Source organism: Sphingomonas sp. HT-1 (genome assembly GCF_048568905.1).
Classification (GTDB): Bacteria; Pseudomonadota; Alphaproteobacteria; order Sphingomonadales; family Sphingomonadaceae; genus Sphingomonas.
Map to the genome: position 1 here is coordinate 1,718,261 of NZ_CP183770.1, position 20,249 is coordinate 1,738,509.

Sequence of the window (20,249 nt, forward strand, 5' to 3'; positions counted from 1 at the left end):
CCCATTCGCTGGGGAGCATGATCGCGGAGAGGGGCGTGCCACGTCGTGACGCAAGGAACATCGGCGCTTCCAATAGGAATGATATGTTGTATCATTTCTATTCGTGCGAGCCACCACGCGCAAGCCGCGTTGCCGGTGCGGACGCATTTTCTACCTCAATCAGGTTGTGCGACGGAGAGGCGCATTGCGAGCGCTTGATGGATGTGCCACTTCTTAAAGCCGCTGATCACACCCGGCTTGTCTAGGTCCGTTCACAACCACATCCCGCCCAGGGACGGCACCAGTCAGGCACCGGTCGACAACAACCGCTTTTGGGAAGCGCATCAATGCTCCGAAGCGGTAGAAAGTCAGCGCGCGGCCGACGGACAAATGCCCGTAGCCCAGCGGCAGGTTTCAGCGGAAGCTGCCGTTCAACAAACGGCGACGAACGACTGAACCTGGTCGGCAGGCGCCGCGGGGCATCCCTGCTTAGGGGAGGTTGGTGATCGGCACCCGGACGAAGCTGTCCGTCAGCCACTCTATTTCCAGCGGCGTAGCGGCGTCGGAGATCGATTCGGCAGCAACATCGACCCCCGTGCGTAGTTGATCTCATGGAAATTATTCTTGAGTACGTCGACAACCAAACGCAGACGGCTGCCTGCCGCCACGCGGCGACTGACGATGCGCGTTCGGTCGAACGGGATGATATTCACCGCGCCAGGAGTCAGTAATTGCCGGGATGAAATGTCGCGAGCAAAGCTCGAGCGCCCGACGTAATAAGACAGGGCGAAGCTGCTGCCGTCGGCGCGAACTTCATACAGCGCAGCCATGAAATCGAAGTCGCGCCTGTTCGTGCGGATGTGGAATTCTCCCGAGAGTCCGCCGTTCACCTCAATAGCGTGGGTTAGCGGACTGGTCTGGAAGACGAGACCGGCTGAGACGTCCGGTCGCGGATCTAAAACCGGGAATGGATAATAGCCAGCACTGCTCGTCGTGCGATCCGCGAAATCGACCTTTTGCGAGATCACACCCACCGTGTCCGGGCGTTTTTCTGACAGTCGATAGCGGCCTTCCGACCGGGAGTCGGTCAGAAAGAAGCGCTGGGAAGTGTCGGCCATCGCGCTGAGCGACGCGGTGTGGCGCCAGACATTGGCACCCATGACCTCGAAGTTGATCCGGTTCGCCAGAATTGGCGGGCGCGGCCGCCCGCGGAAAATGTGGTCGAACCAGGCAAAGGTCAGCGCACTCGTATCGAATTGCGCGACCGGATCGATTGGATAGCCGCGCAAATCCTCGGGTTTGAACGATTGCTGGGTCCCAAAATGGTCATAGGGGCCGACGACGAGATAATGTTCGGCATCCGGCCGGTACCGATAATGTTCCTTTAAATAATGCAGCGCAGAAATCTGGCCGTCGTCATAATAGCCGGTGATTGTGAGGGCCGGGATGTCAATGTGCCGGAAATCTTCGCCATAGGGGACCATCGCCTGCCAATAGGCGTCATAGGACGGGTGCTTGAGCCAGCGTTGAAGCCAAGGGTTCGGGGTCCCGTCGATCTGGTCGATATCGCGATAGGGCCGTCCGCTCTGATACCATTTCTCGTTCAGCGACGACCATCGATCTGGGTCTTTATAGGTCACGCGATCAAGCGTCCGATTGTTCGTGACGTAGAAGATCCAGCCGTAATTGGCGTTCAGGAAGACGTTGTTCTCCATCGGCAGGCCCTGCCCCGGCACGGCAGCGACATACGGGACGATCGTCTTCAGCGCTTTGGGAAGATGTTTCGTCGCCGCCCAGGCCGCGAACCCCGAATAGCTGCCGCCATACATGCCCACCCGGCCGTCGCTCCAGGGCTGGGTGCTCGCCCAGTCGATCGCGGCGGCGGTGTCGTCGACTTCGACTTCGAACGGGCGGACGACGTCCTTGCTGCCGAGCTTGCCGCGCGCATTGACGACCAGTCCGGCATAGCCGTGCGCGGCCGCCTCTGCGGCAATCTCCAAATTGCGTTCGGGATCGGAGTAGATCGTGAACCACATCGTCGTCGGCAACGGCTGCGAAGCAGCGCGCGGACGAACCAGTGTCGCCGATAGCGTCGCGCCTTGGGGCGTGTGGATCACAATCGTCTGATCGATCCGGTAGAGGCGCTCGCGCTGCTGTGCGACGAGAGCGTCGATGGCGTCTCCCCCAGCCCGGGATGCGACCCCGACGAGTGCGGCCATGACGATCTGCACCGCATCGTCGGCGCCGATTGTTTTCGCACCTGCGTACCGCGCCAGCAAGCGATCAAGTCTGAGCCGATCCGCACTGCGCCCGCGCAGCCATGCGAAGATGCGTTCCCTCGCAACTGGCTTCAGCGGTGACAATATCTCGTTCAGCTGATGATGCAGGGCATCGCTGCGCCGCCCGCTCCCGGCCCAAGCGCCCAGAAAGCAGCTACGGCTGCTCGCGGGATCGGCGCCGGGATGGCAGCCCTTCGCCTGGTAGGCGCGTCGTGCGGCGGTATCGTCGCGGGCGGCGAGCAGCAGCGCGGCGCGCTCGGCAGGCAGGTATGGCTTCGCTGGCCTATGGGTGAGAATGCGCGCTGCCAGACCGGCGAGCGCGGTGTCGTCGAGCGACTGGCCGTTGCTCGCGGTCAAACCATAGGGGATAGACTGCGCCGCAGCCCGCGTTGCGCTGATCGAGAGACTGCCGACAACGGCCGCCATGATCATCGCCATCCTCGAAATCGCCACTACCTACCTCGCATCGGATTGCCTTGGCGGCACATCTAGCTTCGGCGTGAGCGGGCTGAGATAAATTCGGCCAATCGCCGCGATAGCCGGCGAGCGGCCGATTGCTTGCGGTCAGAGGATGCGTTCGCGCAGCAGAACCGATCCGGCGCGGCTGGCACTGATCGTGTCGCCATCGTCCATATGGATGAGGAGACGCCCGCTTCCCGCCGGTTCGATGCGCGCGACATGATCGAGATTCACAATTCGCGAGCGATGCACGCGGACGAAGCGCGCAGGATCGAGCAGTTCTTCGAATCTCGCCAGCGTCATGCGCGCCAGATGCTGGCCACCCGCTGTCTTGATTTCGGCATAGTCGTCGGCTCCGGAGATCGAGACGATTGATTCGATTTCGACCGGGACCGCATCGTCGCCGCTGCGGATGAAATAGCGGGACAGCGTCTCGCGCGCCTCGTCCCGACCGGCCACGGCAACGGGAGTCTCGTCCTCCCGGCTGGGCCGATTATGAGCCCATAAAGCGATCATGCCATAGACGGCCACATTCAGGAGCGTCTGCCAAGCCATGGCTCGGCTGACGAACGGCCGGACCTCGAATTGCGTGGCCGAGACGCCGCCGGCCAGCCCGAGCAGTACCAACAGCAGCCAATAGGACAAAAACGCGAAGCAGGTGCAAAGGATCAGATGCGCCGCGACCTGAAAAGCTGGTCCCTTGCGGGCGATGCTCGCGACGAGGATCCAACATGCGGCTGTGCCGAACAGGACGGTCGGAACGGTATTCGCCGCGCCCGCGATCATCGCATCCGGCAGCGAAAGCGTGTTCGCAACGCAAAGCGTGGCGGAATAGGCAACGAAGACGATCCCCGCAGCCAAGCCGAAACGCCGAACGTCGGTCCAACCTTGCTCGCTTGTGGCTTCGGGGCGGGGCTGGCGACTGTCGGGATTGCGCCCGGCCCTCCATCGGACGCGAGACGTGGCGAAAGCGAGTCCCATTCATTTCGTTCCAGATTGCGCTTCATAATCGGTTGCGTGCTCCGGGATTTTGCCCGACCTGGATCAGATCTGCAACGGCAGCTCCTCGCGGGCAGTATTCCATTTGGGCGCTGTTTCATCGTTGCCCGAATGATCGGCCGATGGCCGATGGCCGATGGCAAAACGGGAATGGCAGATACTGTTACGAGCGGACGTTCCGACCGGGTTATCGAACGACTGGAGGTGGTCGACTGTCGCCGCAAGCGAATGCCGGATCGTGGGACTTTGCGGTCGTTTCAACGCAATTTTCGAATGGCAGGTCTCGCCAAAAGCCGACTTCCGGCGCTTTCTCGCTTCTCGGACTAGCGATCGGAGTACGACCGGAGATGGGCCCTCATTTCAGTTGCCTGTAGGTTTCGAACCCCGGCTGCCACAACCGTTCTTCGGTCAGCGTTTGTGCCGATACTATAGCGTCTTGTACGGAACACTGCTCATGGTTCAGAAAGAAATCACCCTCACATCAACGGGGTGGATGAATTACATTTCTCACGCCGCAGGGAATCCCGTTTATGGGTCGCAACCCTAAGATGGACGATACACGACAAGATTTATTGGGAGCCGGCATCCGGCGGCCTTTGGGCCGGCAATGGAGCACGTCGCGAAATGCGCCTGTCCGCCTGGAGACATGTGAGCGCAGCGCCCACATTCGCCATCGGAACGATCAAGAGGCCGATGCCGAGGCCGTTGGGAAGGCCAGCCCGCGTCGCCCAGTCGCTGACAATGCCAACAATCAGCGGGCCGAACGCCGGCCCGATCAAACTGGTACCCATCAGGACGAGGCTGGAAGCCATTGCCTCATTCCCGCTTCTCGCGACGAGGTGTGCGCTGCCGAACGCATTGGGCACTACAAAGGCGAACGCGAACATTGCCGGTGCCATCAGCGTCACGGCGACCCACCCGGTGGGGACCATCAGCGCCCCCAGCATGGTCGCGCTGGCGAGCAGGAACAGTGCGGCGGGCAAGCGCAGATATCCCGTTCCCGCCCTTGCTGCCCGGTCGAAGCTACGCCCCCCGAGCAGGGTGCCCACGATACCCGTCAGGCCCTGCAGCAACCCGAACGCCATCCCTGCTTCAGTGGCGGAGAAGCCATGGGTGCGGATCAGATACGGCGCAGCGAAAGCGTAGAATGGCGCCGCAGCGAGACCCGTCATTACAGCGCCGGCGAACAGCCACCGAAAGGCCGGACACGCGAGCAGGCGCATGCTCGCTGACAGATACGCCGGTGCGCGGGCCGATCCCGCGCCGCGAACGGGCGTGGACCCCACCGCGACCAGCGGGATCAGTCCCACCAGGCCGCCCAGCGCGCCGGCGCCGAGCATGGCAACCCTCCAGCCGAACGCGTCGTTCACGGCTCCCCCGATCCCGAACCCGGCCATCGCGCCCAGCGGGATGCCCAAGGCGAAGATGCCGATCGCCGTTCCCCGCCGCTCCGTCCTGATGCGCCGTGCGATCAGAGCATGGGCCGCAGGCACCGCTCCTGCCTCGCCTATGGCGACGCCCAGCCGAGTCATCGCCAGAACCAGGAAGCCGGTCGCGAGGCCGCCAAGCGCCGTCATCGCGCTCCACAGGAGCGTACAGGCGACCAGTAGCCGACGCGGCGAGCCGCGGTCGGCGACGCGCGCCAGCGGCAGCGAAAGCAGCGCGTAGCAGACCGCGAAAGCAATGCCGGTGACGAGCCCCAGCTGGGTGTCGGAGAGCGACAGTTCGGCCTTGATCGATTCTGCCAGGATGAATGGCAGGATGCGATCGATTTGCGCGAAGACGCTGACCAGGAACAGCGAAGCGAGCAACAGGCCGGCACGCCTTCCGGTGAAGGTGCCGGCCCCTGCCTCCGGCACCGCATTCACCCTCGTCTGCGCGGATGGGGACATTTCACTCGACTCCGGAATCTGAAGACGGCAGCAGCCGAGGCGATGCTAAACGTGGCGCGCGATTGTTGCACAGGACAGCGCCACATCATCCGCATCCTTCGGGTCCGATGGACAAGTTTCGACGTCGATGGAAGCAGGGGCCGACAAGTTCAGACGATCAGACAACAAATTTGGAGGAACCGGCTAGACTGACAATGATCGGTTAGCCTCCGTCATAAGCACGTCGATACGCCGGGCGGACTCCGCGGAGGCGGGATTGTAGACCAGCATCCCCAGATCAGGACGGCCGTCGACGCCGAACATGGAGAATTCGAGCTCGATTAACCCGTGCTCCGGGTGTCGCAGGCGCTTCAATCCGTCCGCATGACCCGCGACATCGTTTTCGCGCCACAACGCTTCGAACTCGGGGCTCAGCCGCGACAGTTCCTCGACGAGCCGCGTGATTTCATTGCCTGCGCCCGCGCGCGCGGCGTCGGCCCGAAACGCACTCACGACATAGCGGGCGACAGTGCGCCAATCGTCCTGCGCTGCTCTGGTGCGTGTGTTGGTGAACATCAGCCGGAGGACGTTTCGCTCCTCGGGCGGGAGCTTGGCATAATCGGTGAGAAGCGCGGCCGCCGCAGCGTTCCACGCCACAACGTCCCACGTCGCCGTCTTGATGATCGCCGGGCTGCGTGGCAACGCGTCCAGCACACGCTGTAGGCGCGGGGTCACGCCGTCGGAGCGCGCATAATGCGTCGCCGGCGGTCGTCCCAGGCCTAGGATGAACAAGTGCTCGCGCTCGGGACCAGTCAGCATGAGGCCCTTGGCAAGCCGGTCGAGTACATCGGCAGAAGGCGCGCCGCCGCGGCCCTGTTCCAGCCAGCTATACCAGGTCGGGGAGATGTTGGCGCGTTGCGCGACTTCCTCGCGACGCAGCCCGGGCGTGCGCCGTCGCCCGCCGCCAAGCCCGAACGCGGCCGGATCCATGCGCGATCGTCTGTCGCGGAGAAAGGCCCCAAGAGGACTGGTCACACCGTTTATCCTGTTGAAGATTATATCAGTATAAGACAACTACTTTAACAGAATAGCAGGTGCAGCGACAAGGTGTCCCCCGAACAACTGTGGAGACACTTTGATGCGTGTATTTCTCACCGGCGCGACTGGCTTTGTCGGCTCGCATATCCTTCCCGAACTGCTGGCAGCGGGCCATCAGGTGCTTGGCCTTACCCGTTCCGATGCCGGCGCGCGAATGCTCGCCGAGCTTGGTGCCGACGCCCATCGCGGCACGCTTGGGGATCTCGATAGCCTGCGTGCCGGCGCCGAGCAGGCCGATGCCGTGATCCACACGGCCTTTGACCATGATTTCGCAAGATACCTGGCAAACTGCGAAGCCGATCGCGGCGTGATCGCAGCCCTCGGCTCCGTGCTGCAAGGGTCGGACCGCCCGCTCTTGATCACCTCGGCGACTGCGATGGGGGAGGCGCGCCCCGGTGATGTCGCCGTGGAGGCGGTGTTCAACGCAGATCACCCCATCCCGCGGGTTGCCACGGAACAGGCGGGCGAGGCGCTGCTGCAGGCGGGGGTGGATGTTCGGGTCGTGCGGCTTCCACAGGTGCACGATCCCGTCAAGCAGGGGCTTATTTCGCCTTATATCGACCATGCGCGGGCAAAAGGCTGTGCGTCCTATGTCGCCGACGGAGGCGACCGTTGGTCGGCCGGGCACGTCCGGGATGTGGCGGACCTGTATGCGCGCGCGCTCGATCGCGGCCAGAAAGGAGCGCGCTATCATGCCGTTGCGGAGGAAGGCGTTCTGTTCCGACGCATTGCCGAAGCCATCGCCACCGGGCTGGGCCTGCCGATCGTCTCGCTCTCGCCCGAGCAGGCTCCGGGCCATTTAGGATGGCTGTCGATCTTCATCGGCAAGGACAGGCCCGCATCGAGCGAATGGACCAGGGATCAGCTCGGCTGGACCCCGACCTGCCCGGGGCTGATCGCCGATCTCGAAGCCATGGACTATTCGGCACCGTCCACCGCCAACTGATCGACGGCAGCATAAAGGGCGTGGCGCTTTCCGCTGAGGCGACGCCACGCCCCTTGTCGTCACGGCAGTGGCATCGGGACGCCAGGAAAGGCTTTCCCCAAATCTCCGATCGACCAGCCGACGTCCTGGGCGGCGGCCATCAGCTCCCGCCCGATCGCTCCGGCACCTCTGGCCAGCGAGGCGCTGATAGCGCGCAGCACTTCAAGGCGCGGGTCAGCCAGCGGGCAGTGTGCTTTCGCCCCAAGGATCAAAGCCCGTAGCGTCCGCCTGGTGGTCGGCCGGAGCACGACATCGGGCTCACCTGGCAAGCGGCCCACGGCGATCGCTGCTGCGACAAGCGGTGCCCACCGGCTTTCGAACGTTTCGGGCTGGGGTGATAGGAGAGCGTAAGCGTGCGTTGCGACGCTGGCACTGGGCACCCGCGCACCTCAGAAGCGGTACGAGAGCGTCAGGCCGCCCAGCGGCTGCCAACGCCGGCCCTGCTCGGTGATCGGGCTGCCGGCAGCATCGCCGACGAGATAGTTTGCGCCCAATCGCCCGATCAGGCCGAGATGGCGATCGAAATAATATCCTGCGCTGATACCCGCGCCCACGTCCCGGAAACCCGCTGCGGGCCGATAGGCGGAAAGGCCGCTGGCCACCGCGCCCTGTGGGGAAACACCGAAATAGGTCCGAGTATAGTCTGCGTCCGCCCAGTTGGTCTGCAGGTCGACCGAGAGGAACCTGTCCGCACTGCGCACCGCCATATAGCTGGCGCTCGCCGTCGCGAGCAGCCCGTTATGCGTGCGCGACACGTCATTGACGACGGAGAGCTCCAGCTGGAGCGCGCCCTGGCCGATCCGGTCGCCGCCCAGACGATACCCCACGAAGCCGCCGGCCTCGATCGCGGTGTCAATCTCGGGGAGGAGCCCCACCGGCCCTTCGGCATCGCTCCGATCGAGCCTGGCGCCGATCACCGGGCCGATTGAAAAGCGCGGGTCGGCGGCGAGGTCGATGCGCCCGCGCAGCCCGCGCGCCTCGAACGTCACGCCGCGCCAGCGGATGTCGGCGAGCACGAACGGAATGACGCGAAGGTCGCCCGAGCCGTCGAACCGAGGCGCCACACCCGCGCCTAGCGCGATCTGGCCGTGTGGCGAGGTATCTGGGGGCACCTCCTGCGCGGTGGCGATGGTCGACGGGAAGACGGTGCACGCGAGTATCATTGCAACGGAATAGCGCATCGGATCATCCTTATGCTTGGGGTGTGCAGCAACTGCGGGCGACCGGAGCGACGGCCGATCGCCCGCGGCAGCGCTTCGGCCGCCCGTCGGGGAGTTTTCAGGCGGCCGATTCAACAAGGGCGCGAAAGGGGGAGCCCGCGCCTTGTCGAAATTCAGCCTTTTCGTAGCGGTAGGTCGGGCATGGCTTGCCGCTTTCGATACGGCATCCGATACCGATTGAACGGAGGTAATATCGGAAGTATTTCTATCATAGTGCAGTATTGATTATCTTATGATCAATGATATACTTCACACGAAGTTTAGCTCTCCGATAATATCAAAAGATCATCGCATTTTGTTCGGGTGATAATTTGCAGGGGGAAGGAATCTTTTGAATCAATTGTGTGCTTTATGTTGACGAGGGCCTTGAAACGTTCATAGTCTGGTCATCTACCTTGATCTGGCACGCTCAAGTTAGAAGGATCCACCGATGACCAGAATGCCGAAAAGCGCGGAAATCTTGCCTTTTCCTACAAGCGAGGTGCGAATCGGCGAACCCGCCTCCCTGGCCCGTCGAACACCGTCGACGCTCTTGAGCGCCGTAATGGACTTCATCGATGCCAAGGGCGGTGGCCAAGGCCGGTTCCAGACACCGATGCCGGCCATCCACATCGTCCGCTCGTTCCAGGATATAGTGCCCGTCCAGAACCTGTACCGGCCGTCGCTCTGCGTGGTGCTGAAGGGTGCAAAGGAAATCCTGTTCGGCGATACGACGCTTCGGTATGCGGAGATGGAGTGCTTGGTCGTGAGCCTTGAAGTTCCGGCCAGCGGACGCATGGTCGGCGCCACGCCGGCAGACCCCTATGTCGGGATCATGATCGACTTCGACATAGCCGTGCTGCGCGAGGTGCTGCAGCAGCTTGCCAACCCGCCGGTTCCGAATGCCGGCTCGGGCCCATGCGTCTTCGTCGGGAAAGTCGATGATATGCTCGCCGAATGCATCACCCGCCTGGCCCGCCTGGCGCAGATGCCGGAGGCTGTGCCGGTTCTGTTTCCCGCGGCGATGCGGGAGCTTTATTATTGGCTGCTCACCGGCCCCTATGGCAGCGAAGTCGCGAAGCTCGCACTCCCCGAAACGCAGGCCGAACGCGTCGCGCGGGCTATCCACTATTTGCGGGATCATTTCAGCGAGCCATTGCGCGTCGAGCAACTCGCCGAGGTGGCGCACATGAGCGTGTCGTCCTTCCATCAGCATTTCAAGGCGATGACCGCGATGTCGCCGGTGCAATATCAGAAGCAACTGCGCCTGCTCGAGGCGCGGCGGCTGATGGTCTCGGAAAACACGAACGTGTCGGACGCCGCCTACCAGGTCGGCTATGAAAGTCCGTCGCAGTTCAGCCGGGAGTATACCCGGTCCTTCGGCACGGCACCGAAGCGCGACGTGATGAACTTCCGGGCGCTGCTCGCGGCGGGGACGCGGTAAGCGGCCACGTCGCAATTCGCCGTTGGCCTGGAGGATCGGGCAAAAAACTCGCGGGTTTCGGCATGGGGTATCGCCCCGGCCGCGCGTAGTTGTTTCGAACGACGCCACGACGTCCCTTCGAAAGGTGAGCGCAATGACCCGCTGGACTACCTCCAACATCCCCTCCCAGCACGGCCGCACCGCGGTCGTCACCGGCACCGGCGGCCTCGGTCTCGCGGACGCGCTGGCACTCGCCCATGCCGGCGCGCGCGTGATCGTCGCCGGCCGGAATGCGGCCAAAGGTGCCGATGCGGTTCGCCGCATCCACAGCGAGGCGCCGCGCGCCGACATCCGGTTCGAGATGCTCGATCTTGCAGACCTCGCATCCGTCGCTGCCTTTGCAGAGCGGTTGCGCGAGGATCAGGAATGCCTCGACCTGCTCGTGAACAACGCCGGCGTGATGGTCCCGCCGCGGCGGCAGGTCACGGCGGACGGCTTCGAACTGCAGTTCGGCACCAACTATCTGGGCCATTTCGCGCTCACCGCGCATCTTCTGCCGCTGCTCCGCAAGGGCAAGCAGGCCCGCGTGGTCTCGGTATCGAGCATCGTGGCAGCACGGGGTGCGATCGACTTCGACGACCTTGATGCACAGCAGCGCTACCGGCCGATGGCGGTCTATGCCCAGTCGAAAATCGCCTGCCTGATCTTTGCCTTCGAGCTTCAGCGGCGAAGCGACGCCGCGGGCTGGGGCATTGCCAGCATCGCCGCGCATCCGGGCGTGGCGCGTACCGATCTGCTGCACAACGGCCCCGGCCGCGGCAGCGTGCAGGGACGCATCCGATCCTTCCTGCCGTTTCTGTTCCAGCCGGTGGAGCGTGGCGCCTTGCCGACGCTGTTTGCCGCGACGTCCGCGCAGGCACGGCCCGGCGGTTATTACGGCCCCGATGGTCTTGCCGAGGTGCGCGGTTATCCGACGGTCGCGAAGGTGCCGCCACTGGCGCTCGACGCCGCCACCGCTACCCGCCTCTGGGAAGTTTCCGAAGCGCTTGCCGGGGTCACGTTCGAACAGGCCATCGGCGCCTCTGCTCCGCTGCGCCACACCGGGGAAACGGCTTCCTCCCCGGCCGCCTAGCAGCGTCGAAAGACGGCACCATTCACGGAAAGGATCGTTCATGTTTGTAGCCATTCGAGCAATGCTGCTCGTTGCCCTGCCGATTTCGCCGGCAACGTTGCTCCCGGTCGCCGCGCAGACGGTCGCGCCGACGATCGCCGGCATCTGGCAGGCGGAGAACGGTCAGATGAAGATCGAGATGTTCGAACGCGATGGCGGCTATGCTGGTCGGTTGCTGTGGGGCCAGCGCGCAGTCGAGGCCGATGGCAAGACCTTCAAGCGCGATGTCCACAATCCCGATCCGTCGCTTCGAACCCGTTCGCTCCAGGGCATTACCATCCTCCAGAACTTGAAATGGAACGCGCATGCCGGTCGGTGGGAAGGCGGCACGCTCTACGATGGAACGTCGGGCCGGCGTGCTTCCGCTAGGCTCACGCTGGCCGACGGCAAGCTGGAGATGCGGGCCTATATGGGCTCGCCGATGTTGGGCCGCACGATCCGCTTCAACCGCGTCTCGAACTAACGCCAAGACCGCCCCCGGGAGCCAAGGCGCCCCAACCCTTCCACAGTGCGAGGCAGCAAGATGGCCTATTCACTAACGGTCAATGGACAGGTGCGTCGGGTCGACGACGATGGCAGCACGCCGCTTCTCTGGGTGTTGCGCGATACGCTGCGGCTCACCGGCACCAAATACGGGTGCGGCAAGGCCCAGTGCGGTGCATGCACGGTCCACCTCGATGGCCAGCCGGTGCGATCCTGCTCGATCGCGCTTGCCGACGCGACGTCTGCGCAGATCGAGACGATCGAAGGCGTGCACGGCCCGGAAGCACAGGCGATTCTTGCCGCTTGGCTGGCGCGCGGGGTGCCGCAATGCGGCTTCTGCCAGTCCGGGCAGATCATGAGCGCGGTGGCGCTGCTGCGTGCGATCCCGTCGCCGAGCGACGAGGACATCGACGGGGCGATGAGCGGCAATCTTTGCCGCTGTGCGACCTACACGCGGATTCGCGCCGCCATCCACGACGCGGCGGCCGCGAACGCGAAGAATCGATCATGAGGCTGCGCATCCTGCGCCCCGACAGCCTGAGCCACCGAAAAGGAGAAGGTCGTGAACGACGAATCCAAGCCGCGCTTTCAGCTCACGCGCCGCAAGATGATCCTTGGCGGTGGCTTGGTGGGCGGCGCGATGGTCGTCGGCTACACCGCCACCCATCCGATGCAGGCCGCAGGTGCGTTGCTCACGGCCGGCGGCCCGGACATGGAGATTGGCCCGTTCGGGCCCTATATCTGCGTCGCTCCTGACGGCTGGGTTTCGATCGTCAACCCGCAGCAGGAGATGGGCCAGGGCATCCACGCCGCGCTGGCGGCGATGATCGCCGAGGAAATGGACGCGGACTGGGATCGCGTGCGCATCGCGGCCGCACCGGTGAACTTCGCCGCCTATGGGCCGCAGATCACCGCGGGCTCGCGGGCCGTCGCCAGCCATTGGAGCCGGCTGCGCCAGACGGGTGCGGCGGCGCGATCGATGTTCGTCGATGCCGCAGCGCTGCGCTGGCAGGTCCCGCGCGGCGCGATCATGGTGCGCGACGGCATCGTTTCGCATCCTGCGTCCGGTCGCTCGACGCACTTTGCCGATCTGCTGGCCGATGCCGCCCGCCAGACCCCGCCCCAACGGCCGGCGCTCAAGCAGCAGAAGGAGTTTCGGCTGATCGGCACCGATCGGGTGCGCCGCAAGGATTGTCTGCCCAAAAGCACCGGCCGCCAGGTCTACACGCAGGACATCCAGCTGCCCGGCATGCTGGTCGCCATGGTCGCACACAGCCCGCGATTCGGCGGCACGCTCGCCCGCTTCGACGATCGTGCGGCGCGAAAGGTGAAAGGCGTGGTCGACATTTTCGCCATCGAGACCGGTGTCGCAGTCGTTGCGCAGACCAGCTTCGCCGCGCGGTCGGGCCGCGATGCGCTGCGGATCGAATGGGACGACGGCGCGGCGGAGCGGCGGTCCTCCCCGGAACTTGCCGGCTGGTATCGCGACATCGCTGCAGGGCGCGCCCAGGCCGATGCCCATGTCTTCGAGACCAAGGGCGACGTCAGCCGGCCGCCCCAGGGCGATCTTTTCGAGACGACGTTCGACTTCCCCTATCTCGCGCACGCCCCGATGGAGCCGCTCGACTGCGTCGCGCAGGTCGAGGGCTGGGATGTCAACATCTGGTCGGGCAGCCACCTCGCCACCGTCGATCAGGTCCAGGCAGCACTCGCGGCACGCACGATCCCCGGCAAGGTCCGCATCGAGGTGCTGTCCGCCGGCGGCTCGTTCGGGCGGCGCGGAGTTGCATCGGCGGACTATCTGGTCGAATGCGTGCGCATCGCCCGGCGAACCAACGGCCGTCCGGTCAAGCTGGTCTGGACGCGGGAGGACGAGATGGCCGCCGGCCAGTATCGGCCCATGGTGCATCACCGCGCGACGATCGCGCTCGGACCGGATGGCTTTCCCGCCGATTGGCGCCACCACATCGTTTCGCAGCGCCTGGTTCCGTTCGGCGCGAACGAGCAGAATGCCGAAGGCGTGGCGAGATCACCCTATTTCGCGGCGGCCTCGGCAGTCGATTGCCGCATCACCACACCGGAGCTGCCCGTCACCGTCGCCTTCTTCCGATCGGTCGGTCACTCGCATTCAGCGATGGTGATGGAGCATATCGTCGATCAGCTCGCCCGCCGCGCGCGTCGCGACCCTGCAGCGTATCGCCGAGCGCTGTACCGAAGGGCAGGTGCCGCCCGGCGGATCAGGGTGCTCGACACGCTCTGCCGCTTCGCCGGATGGGGCACGCCGATCGAGCAAGGCTGGGCGCGCGGCATGGCCGTGCACGAATGCTTCGGCACCTTCGTCGGCCACGTGGCTGAGGTGCGGCTGGACGGCAACCGGCCCTTTGTCCGTCGGGTGACTGCGGTCGTCGACTGCGGCATCGCGGTCTCGCCCGACCAGATCGCCGCGCAGATGGAAGGCGGCATCGGGTTCGGCCTGTCCGCAGCGCTTCACGGCGCTGTCACGCTGAAAAATGGCATCGTCGAGCAGACCAATTTCGATTCCTATCCCATTGTTCGCTTGAACGAGATGCCGGCGGTCAAGACGCACATCCTGCCTTCGGCAGAACCGCCGACGGGCATGGGCGAGCCCGGCGTCGCCCCGATCGCGCCGGCAGTGGCCAACGCCCTGCTCGCCCTGACCGGCCTACCGACGCGGAGCCTGCCATTCCTGACGGGCGGCTCCGCGCCCGCCATGAGCAGTTAAGGTTCGCCCTGCAGAAGAGGGGTGACAGGGTCTCACGATCTGATGGAATCCTGCTGCGTTGAAGGCGAACGCATGGCGACTTCCGGGACCTCGGGCGGGGGCGCAGCGGCGGATCGCCAGGGCGATACAATCCTCGTCGACTCCCGGTCGACTGGACTGTCAACGGCCGCAATGCTCCGCTATTACAGGTCGATAATGGAAACATAACACCCGAGAGCGCTGATGATCGGTGACAATATGTCGCGGCGAGGATTCATCAAAGTCAGTGGCGTGGCTACTGCTTCGCTTGCAGCAACGGCAAGTTCAAACGCCTCCCACGCGCAGGCAAATGGCGGCGCGCTGGCAAAGGGCCAGCCCTTTCCACAGAACGTCAAGCTTCCGACGGAGCCGCCGCGACGCCGCAGTGCGGACACCATCGGCTTCGCCATCGTCGGTCTCGGCGGCTATGCCCTCAATCAGATGATGCCACGCTTTGGTCAGGCCGAGCGCGCCCACGTTGCCGCGCTGGTTTCGGGCAACCCCGATAAGCTCCGCCATGTCGGCGATGCCTATGGCGTCCCGGAAGACGCCCGATATTCTTACGACACATTCGCAAAGATTGCCGCGGACGACCGCGTCGATGCGGTTTATATCGTCCTGCCGAGCGGCCTCCATGCAGAATGGACGATCCGCGCGTTCGCTGCGGGCAAGCATGTCCTTTGCGAAAAGCCGATGGCGCTTTCGAGCGGGGACTGTGAGCGGATGATTGCCGCGGCACGCCGCGCCAACCGCAAGCTGATGATCGCCTATCGATCGCATTTCGAGCCGTACAACCTCGAAGCCATGAAGCTCATGCGACGAAAGGCAGTCGGCGATATCCGACTTGTCCGGACCGAGCAGGCCTATCGGATGGGTCCGACCGATCCGGCGCAGAACTGGCGCGTCAGCCGTTTGCTGGCGGGAGGCGGCCCGCTGGAGGACTATGGGATTTATGGCCTGCAATCGGCCCTGTATCTGACCGGCGAGATGCCTGAGAGCATCAGTGCAACCACCTTTCGGCCCGCGGGCGATCCGCGCTTTGCCGAGATTTTCGCGCATGTTTCCGCGCAGCTGCGATTTCCTTCGGGCGCAGTCGCGCAGATGGTCACCTCCTATGACTCAGCGGGAGGCAACAGCGCGGTCGTCCGCGGCACCAGTGGCTCGCTGATCATGGATCCGGCGACCAGCTATGCCGGACAGACGATGCGGATCGAAGGGCTGAACGAGGGCGAGTTCACTCCAGGCGACCCGATGGTGCAGTTTGCGGGCCAGCTCGATAACCTGGCGGATGCGATCCGTGACAACGCGCAGATAAGGACGCCCGGCGAGATGGGGCTGCGTGACGTTCGACTGATAGAAGCGATTTATGCGTCTGCCCAGGCGAGGCAAATTGTGAAGGTGGCTCCGGACGGACGATTGCGGCGCTGATTGGCCATCAGAACGCCGTCCTTCAGGAGGCACCCACAAAGCCGACGAATGGCGGGTTTCGCCAGAAGCAGCAATTCGATCTCAGGTCCGATAACGTCATGAGCTGGTCGCCAGCTGCCGATCGATCGTGGGACATCTCCGGCGTTCGTAGTTGCCCAACCCGATCGCGTTTGTGCTTCGAACCCGATTTACGAAAAGGGGAGTGGGGCCTGACCCCTGGGGCTCCATTTTTGCTGCAGTGCGGTAAATATTTATTTTGACGAGCGTATTTCGATCGGTTGGTTTCCCTTCACCGCAGGCGATCAGAGCAACTCTACCCGCGCTTTCGGAATTTCGCCTTGATCACCGCACCGCCGACCCGAAGCTGGTCAAGGTAGTCAGACCACCATTGCGCCATGCGAACCCGCTCGTCCCAATGGGGGCCACGGTGATAGGCTGCCCGAACCCGATCCCTTTCGCCATGGGCCAACGCGCGCTCGATCGCATCGGGATGCCAGAGACCTGATTCATTGAGCAGCGTGCTCGCTATGGCGCGAAAGCCATGGCTGGTCATTTCGTCATGTTCGAAGCCCAGGCGTCGAAGTGCGACATTCAACGTGTTGTCGGAGATCGGACGCAACGTCGTATGCAGCGCGGGGAACAGGAAATCGCTGGATCGCGCAAGTGACCGCAGATCCTGGAGAAGATACAGCACCTGCCGGGAAAGTGGCACAGCGTGCGGCTGCTTCATCTTCATGCGCTCCGCGGGCACGCGCCAGACCTTCTCGGCGAAGTCGATCTCGCTCCATTTCGCCTGCCGGAGCTCGCCCGGCCTCAGGAACACATGCGGCGCGATCCGCAGCGCGTAGAGCGTTTCGGGGCGCCCTTTATAGTCCTCGATGGCGCGAAGCAGTTCCCCGACCTTCTTCGGCTGAACGATCGCCGCGTGATGTTTCACGCGTGGAACGGTGAGCGCACCCCGGAGAATGTCCGCCGGGTTCTTCTCGGTACGCAGGGTCGCGAAGCCATAGCGAAACACGCGACCTGCGAAGGAGCGCAGCCGCACCGCCGTTTCGTGATGCCCGCGACGTTCAACGCGCTTCAGGACATCTAGCAACTCGTGCGGCGTGATGGCCGCGATGGGCCGGCGGGCGACCCCACTCAGCAGTTCGAGAAACCAGCGCGCCTTCTTGAGGGTCGTCGCCGATTTCCCCTCGCGCTCCATCTTCTCGATATATTCATTGGCGACCAGCTCGAAGGTGGTCTTCGCCGCCAGTTCCGCCTCAAGCTGCTTCTGGCGCTTCTGCTCGACCGGGTCGAAGCCGTCTGCAAGTTCAGCGCGCGCCTCGTCTCTTTTGTGGCGCGCCTGCTGGAGAGTCACCTCGGGGAAGCTGCCAAGCGACAATTTCCGCTCGACACCAAACACCTTGTAGCGAAATCGCCACAACAATGCCCCGGAGGGCTGGACGAGAAGATACAAGCCATCGCCATCCGGAACCTTGAACGGGCGCGCTGCCGGCTTGAGGGCGCGAATCTCGACATTCGTAAGCATGGTGGGCCACGCCTTCCTGCGATCTCCGTGGCCCACCGATTCGTGGCCCACTTTGGGTGGGCCACGGTGGAACAAAATGGGGAACCACGAGACCCGCAGGAGAGATTTTACCGGAGATTTCTGCGGTTTTCTACAATGTTCTCAATATGTACTGGTGCGCTTACATGACTCGAAAAGTACCGGCAAGCCGCTGAAATCCTGAATTTTTGGAGAGTAATAAAATTTCAAGGCCCCCGAAAAGGCCCCCAGTTATCCACTGCTGCAATTTGGGCATGTGGGGAACAAACGCGTGACTCGAATAGCCGCTTCGATCAGCCACAACAAGCATCATTGCATCTCTTCAGCTGGAGGCACCGGAGGATAGAGGTGCGACATGATCTGGCCTGACATGATCGGATCGAGTTTGTCGGCTTCACCCAACGCCCACTCTTCCCAGGCCGATAGGCTCTGCGTGGCTACATCAGCGCGTTGCTGCATGGCGAGACGGACGGCCACGACCAGTGCACGGAGATCTTGCGATTGGCGCAGCAACTCACCGCTCATCCGTAAGTCGGCGATCCGCTGCTCGTTCTGCTTCCGAATGTGTTCGAGGCGCTGTCGCTCTCGCTCCTTTCTGGTCTCCTCTTCGCGGCGCAGTCGTTCGATCCGTTCCTGTTCGTCCCTGATCTCAGCTTCCTTCAGGCGGCGTCGGAACGCAGCTTCACCGGCAACGATCAATGCAACGGCAATCTCCCCTATTCTCGATTCCAGCCTGCTTCCCGCTTCGTCCTGCCAGGAGCAACCGTCGCCACCTGAACACCTGAGGAACAACGGGGTGCTTGCTGGGAGGTTGGGGTCTGCGATGCGCTCACCAGCGCGCCAGACCGTTGCATGCTTGCCAAGGATTCCAATCTCAAGGCTGAGGCTGGTATCGCCAATGCACGCGCTTGGGCGAAACTCGCGCGGGCGGTCATTCACATAGACCGATGCCGTATGCCCGCGCTTGGCGAGCGCCAGGAACAGACCATTCAGCAGTCGCAATTGCCGCAGATCGACGGGATTGTCGAACTGAGGGCCATCGCCAAACCAGCGGTATTCCGAGACCTTTTCGCGGCGTCGCTGTTCTTTGCGAAGGATGTCGGCGAGCGCCGGATGGTGGGTTTCGAGCGTCTTGGGCACCGACACCTTGCCGAGCAGCTTCGTTTCGCGGGCCCGCAGATCGTCCAAGTCTTCAGGCACCTCCTTGCTGGCGAATGGACCAGACGAAGGCATCGGATTTGCCTTGGCGACAAACTGCTCGAAACGATGGTCGATCTACAGCCGACCGATCTCACCAGGGCGTCGCGGTTGCGGCTTTGGCGGTCCGGGAACCGTGCGACCAGCATGGACGCGATTCCAGTGTCCCTGTGGAGGGGTGACCACGCCGTACTTCTTCAGCAGCTTGCGCAGGGCGACGTCGCTGGTGCCAAATTTTTGCGCGAGGTCGCGCATGGGGGCAGACCATGCGAAGGCAATAAGATCTTCGGGCAAGGCAAGAAAATCGCGGTGTCGGGACCAGTATGACATTTGGGTACTCGGCGCAGTCGAGCGGATGACAAAAAGTGCGCCGATGCCCTCTTCTGAAGAGGCGTTTCCAGTCAAGCGGTTGACAAGCCGCATGCTTTTGGATCGACTTCACCGCCATGAAGGGTGGTCCAAAACCAGCTCCGATAGCACCCAGGCCCGAATTGGGGCCTCTCATGCCTGTTCTGCTGGAAGAACATATCCCTCTGCGCCGCGCCCTGGCGATTTGCTACGACACCGATATCGAAGACGGGCTGGCCAGGATCAATCGGGCTGTCGATTTCGCTCTGGGCCAAGTGAGGCGCACCCTTGATCGCAAATCAAGGTTTCTGAAGTTTTCCATACCCCTCGCCCTTATCGCCGGGGTGGCCATGCTGAGTGACGTCCTCGGGATTTGGCGACAGTCCGCCTGGGTTTTCGGGATCGAGGTCCTGACGTTTGCCTTGCCCGCCATCGGACTGCTGGCTTGGCACCTCTGGCAATACGGGGCCAGCTTCCCGAAGGTCCCGGCAGCGCTGCCGCATGATCCGGATCAGCGCATTGAGACGACCCTGACCGAGCTCCAGAAGGAGTCCGGCCCCCGGGTCTATGCTCGGTCGCTGCTACACGGGAGATATGTGCCGCTCGACAGGAGATTGTTCTTCGGGCGGCTACGCTATCTGGTTCTGTCAGAAGATGTGGGCGAGCGCTCCCATGTGCTGGGTTACCCGGCCCCGATCCCGCTCCTTGGCGACCTCTATGTCACCCGAAACGACGCAGAACGGCTGCTCGCGATGAGCAAGCCAAAGCGCAAGGCAGGCCCAGGCCGCGATCCCAAATATGCCTACCTCGACGCCGTCATTGCCATCATGGCCAGTCCCGAATTGCGTTCAATCGACCTTGCCGATCAGGCAGAAGCGGGGCGTAAAATCGAGAAGCTCCTGCTCGACTGGTTCGAAGATCATGCCGATGCATCTGCGGACATGCCACGGACGGACATGGTTCGCCCCTATGCCAGCAGGATTCTCGCAGCCCTGATCGATCAAGGCTGAACTTTCGCGC

At 63.4% G+C, this 20,249-nt stretch carries 16 protein-coding genes; 8 read left to right on the forward strand and 8 right to left on the reverse strand.

Annotation, left to right across the window (positions count from 1 at the left end; translation table 11 throughout):
- Positions 1 to 518: 518 nt before the first annotated feature.
- The 4 genes from ACNFJ7_RS07870 to ACNFJ7_RS07885 all read right to left on the reverse strand — a co-directional run bounded on the left by ACNFJ7_RS07870 (position 519) and on the right by ACNFJ7_RS07885 (position 6,577).
- Positions 519 to 2,684, reverse strand: a complete 2,166-nt coding sequence (locus ACNFJ7_RS07870; RefSeq protein ID WP_160327963.1) for a CocE/NonD family hydrolase — start codon at positions 2,682 to 2,684, stop codon at positions 519 to 521.
- 138 nt (positions 2,685 to 2,822) lie between these two features.
- Entirely contained in the window at positions 2,823 to 3,578 is a 756-nt protein-coding gene (locus ACNFJ7_RS07875; protein ID WP_019367753.1) for a LytTR family DNA-binding domain-containing protein, read from the reverse strand.
- A 707-nt stretch (positions 3,579 to 4,285) separates the two neighbouring features.
- Positions 4,286 to 5,608 (reverse strand): MFS transporter, encoded by a 1,323-nt coding sequence (locus ACNFJ7_RS07880; RefSeq protein WP_082664485.1) that lies wholly within the window; start codon positions 5,606 to 5,608, stop codon positions 4,286 to 4,288.
- A gap of 183 nt (positions 5,609 to 5,791) precedes the next feature.
- Entirely contained in the window at positions 5,792 to 6,577 is a 786-nt protein-coding gene (locus tag ACNFJ7_RS07885) for a helix-turn-helix transcriptional regulator (RefSeq protein ID WP_019367751.1), read from the reverse strand.
- A gap of 148 nt (positions 6,578 to 6,725) precedes the next feature.
- Here ACNFJ7_RS07885 and ACNFJ7_RS07890 point away from each other — a divergent pair, with 148 nt between their 5' ends.
- The gene (locus ACNFJ7_RS07890; protein WP_019367750.1) at positions 6,726 to 7,631 is read left to right on the forward strand and encodes an SDR family oxidoreductase; all 906 of its coding nucleotides are present in this window, start codon (positions 6,726 to 6,728) and stop codon (positions 7,629 to 7,631) included.
- Between the two features lie 428 nt (positions 7,632 to 8,059).
- On the opposite strand, the gene ACNFJ7_RS07895 is transcribed toward ACNFJ7_RS07890, so the two are convergent.
- A complete protein-coding gene (locus ACNFJ7_RS07895; RefSeq protein WP_019367748.1) occupies positions 8,060 to 8,851 on the reverse strand; it encodes a MipA/OmpV family protein in 792 nt (263 codons plus the stop codon).
- 469 nt (positions 8,852 to 9,320) lie between these two features.
- Here ACNFJ7_RS07895 and ACNFJ7_RS07900 point away from each other — a divergent pair, with 469 nt between their 5' ends.
- From ACNFJ7_RS07900 to ACNFJ7_RS07925, 6 genes are all read left to right on the forward strand, one after another.
- Positions 9,321 to 10,313: an AraC family transcriptional regulator gene (locus tag ACNFJ7_RS07900; RefSeq protein WP_236704513.1), complete on the forward strand. Its 993-nt coding sequence runs from the start codon at positions 9,321 to 9,323 to the stop codon at positions 10,311 to 10,313.
- Between the two features lie 133 nt (positions 10,314 to 10,446).
- The gene (locus tag ACNFJ7_RS07905; protein ID WP_019367746.1) at positions 10,447 to 11,424 is read left to right on the forward strand and encodes an SDR family oxidoreductase; all 978 of its coding nucleotides are present in this window, start codon (positions 10,447 to 10,449) and stop codon (positions 11,422 to 11,424) included.
- A 40-nt stretch (positions 11,425 to 11,464) separates the two neighbouring features.
- Positions 11,465 to 11,926: a DUF2147 domain-containing protein gene (locus ACNFJ7_RS07910; RefSeq protein ID WP_037512691.1), complete on the forward strand. Its 462-nt coding sequence runs from the start codon at positions 11,465 to 11,467 to the stop codon at positions 11,924 to 11,926.
- A 60-nt stretch (positions 11,927 to 11,986) separates the two neighbouring features.
- Positions 11,987 to 12,457, forward strand: a complete 471-nt coding sequence (locus ACNFJ7_RS07915; RefSeq protein ID WP_019367744.1) for a (2Fe-2S)-binding protein — start codon at positions 11,987 to 11,989, stop codon at positions 12,455 to 12,457.
- 51 nt (positions 12,458 to 12,508) lie between these two features.
- Positions 12,509 to 14,689 (forward strand): xanthine dehydrogenase family protein molybdopterin-binding subunit, encoded by a 2,181-nt coding sequence (locus tag ACNFJ7_RS07920; RefSeq protein ID WP_019367743.1) that lies wholly within the window; start codon positions 12,509 to 12,511, stop codon positions 14,687 to 14,689.
- A gap of 222 nt (positions 14,690 to 14,911) precedes the next feature.
- Positions 14,912 to 16,135, forward strand: a complete 1,224-nt coding sequence (locus ACNFJ7_RS07925; RefSeq protein WP_019367742.1) for a Gfo/Idh/MocA family protein — start codon at positions 14,912 to 14,914, stop codon at positions 16,133 to 16,135.
- 313 nt (positions 16,136 to 16,448) lie between these two features.
- On the opposite strand, the gene ACNFJ7_RS07930 is transcribed toward ACNFJ7_RS07925, so the two are convergent.
- The 3 genes from ACNFJ7_RS07930 to ACNFJ7_RS07940 all read right to left on the reverse strand — a co-directional run bounded on the left by ACNFJ7_RS07930 (position 16,449) and on the right by ACNFJ7_RS07940 (position 19,304).
- Positions 16,449 to 17,666: a tyrosine-type recombinase/integrase gene (locus ACNFJ7_RS07930; protein WP_019367741.1), complete on the reverse strand. Its 1,218-nt coding sequence runs from the start codon at positions 17,664 to 17,666 to the stop codon at positions 16,449 to 16,451.
- Between the two features lie 327 nt (positions 17,667 to 17,993).
- Positions 17,994 to 18,872, reverse strand: a complete 879-nt coding sequence (locus ACNFJ7_RS07935) for a hypothetical protein (RefSeq protein ID WP_152997699.1) — start codon at positions 18,870 to 18,872, stop codon at positions 17,994 to 17,996.
- Positions 18,873 to 18,959: 87 nt separating this feature from the next.
- Positions 18,960 to 19,304, reverse strand: a complete 345-nt coding sequence (locus ACNFJ7_RS07940) for a hypothetical protein (protein ID WP_152997700.1) — start codon at positions 19,302 to 19,304, stop codon at positions 18,960 to 18,962.
- A gap of 80 nt (positions 19,305 to 19,384) precedes the next feature.
- On the opposite strand from ACNFJ7_RS07940, the gene ACNFJ7_RS07945 reads away from it, so the two are divergent.
- On the forward strand, positions 19,385 to 20,239 hold the full coding sequence (locus ACNFJ7_RS07945; RefSeq protein WP_019367737.1) for a hypothetical protein: 855 nt from the start codon (positions 19,385 to 19,387) through the stop codon (positions 20,237 to 20,239).
- Positions 20,240 to 20,249 lie beyond the last annotated feature (10 nt).

Coding starts and splice junctions, on each gene's coding strand:
- ACNFJ7_RS07870 (WP_160327963.1), bottom strand. CDS start 2,684: ATGGCGGCCGTTGTCGGCAGTCTCTCGATCAGCGCAACGCGGGCTGCG.
- ACNFJ7_RS07880 (WP_082664485.1), bottom strand. CDS start 5,608: ATGTCCCCATCCGCGCAGACGAGGGTGAATGCGGTGCCGGAGGCAGGG.
- ACNFJ7_RS07885 (WP_019367751.1), bottom strand. CDS start 6,577: ATGGATCCGGCCGCGTTCGGGCTTGGCGGCGGGCGACGGCGCACGCCC.
- ACNFJ7_RS07890 (WP_019367750.1), top strand. CDS start 6,726: ATGCGTGTATTTCTCACCGGCGCGACTGGCTTTGTCGGCTCGCATATC.
- ACNFJ7_RS07895 (WP_019367748.1), bottom strand. CDS start 8,851: ATGCGCTATTCCGTTGCAATGATACTCGCGTGCACCGTCTTCCCGTCG.
- ACNFJ7_RS07900 (WP_236704513.1), top strand. CDS start 9,321: ATGACCAGAATGCCGAAAAGCGCGGAAATCTTGCCTTTTCCTACAAGC.
- ACNFJ7_RS07905 (WP_019367746.1), top strand. CDS start 10,447: ATGACCCGCTGGACTACCTCCAACATCCCCTCCCAGCACGGCCGCACC.
- ACNFJ7_RS07910 (WP_037512691.1), top strand. CDS start 11,465: ATGTTTGTAGCCATTCGAGCAATGCTGCTCGTTGCCCTGCCGATTTCG.
- ACNFJ7_RS07915 (WP_019367744.1), top strand. CDS start 11,987: ATGGCCTATTCACTAACGGTCAATGGACAGGTGCGTCGGGTCGACGAC.
- ACNFJ7_RS07925 (WP_019367742.1), top strand. CDS start 14,912: ATGATCGGTGACAATATGTCGCGGCGAGGATTCATCAAAGTCAGTGGC.
- ACNFJ7_RS07930 (WP_019367741.1), bottom strand. CDS start 17,666: ATGCTTACGAATGTCGAGATTCGCGCCCTCAAGCCGGCAGCGCGCCCG.
- ACNFJ7_RS07940 (WP_152997700.1), bottom strand. CDS start 19,304: ATGCGGCTTGTCAACCGCTTGACTGGAAACGCCTCTTCAGAAGAGGGC.
- ACNFJ7_RS07945 (WP_019367737.1), top strand. CDS start 19,385: ATGCCTGTTCTGCTGGAAGAACATATCCCTCTGCGCCGCGCCCTGGCG.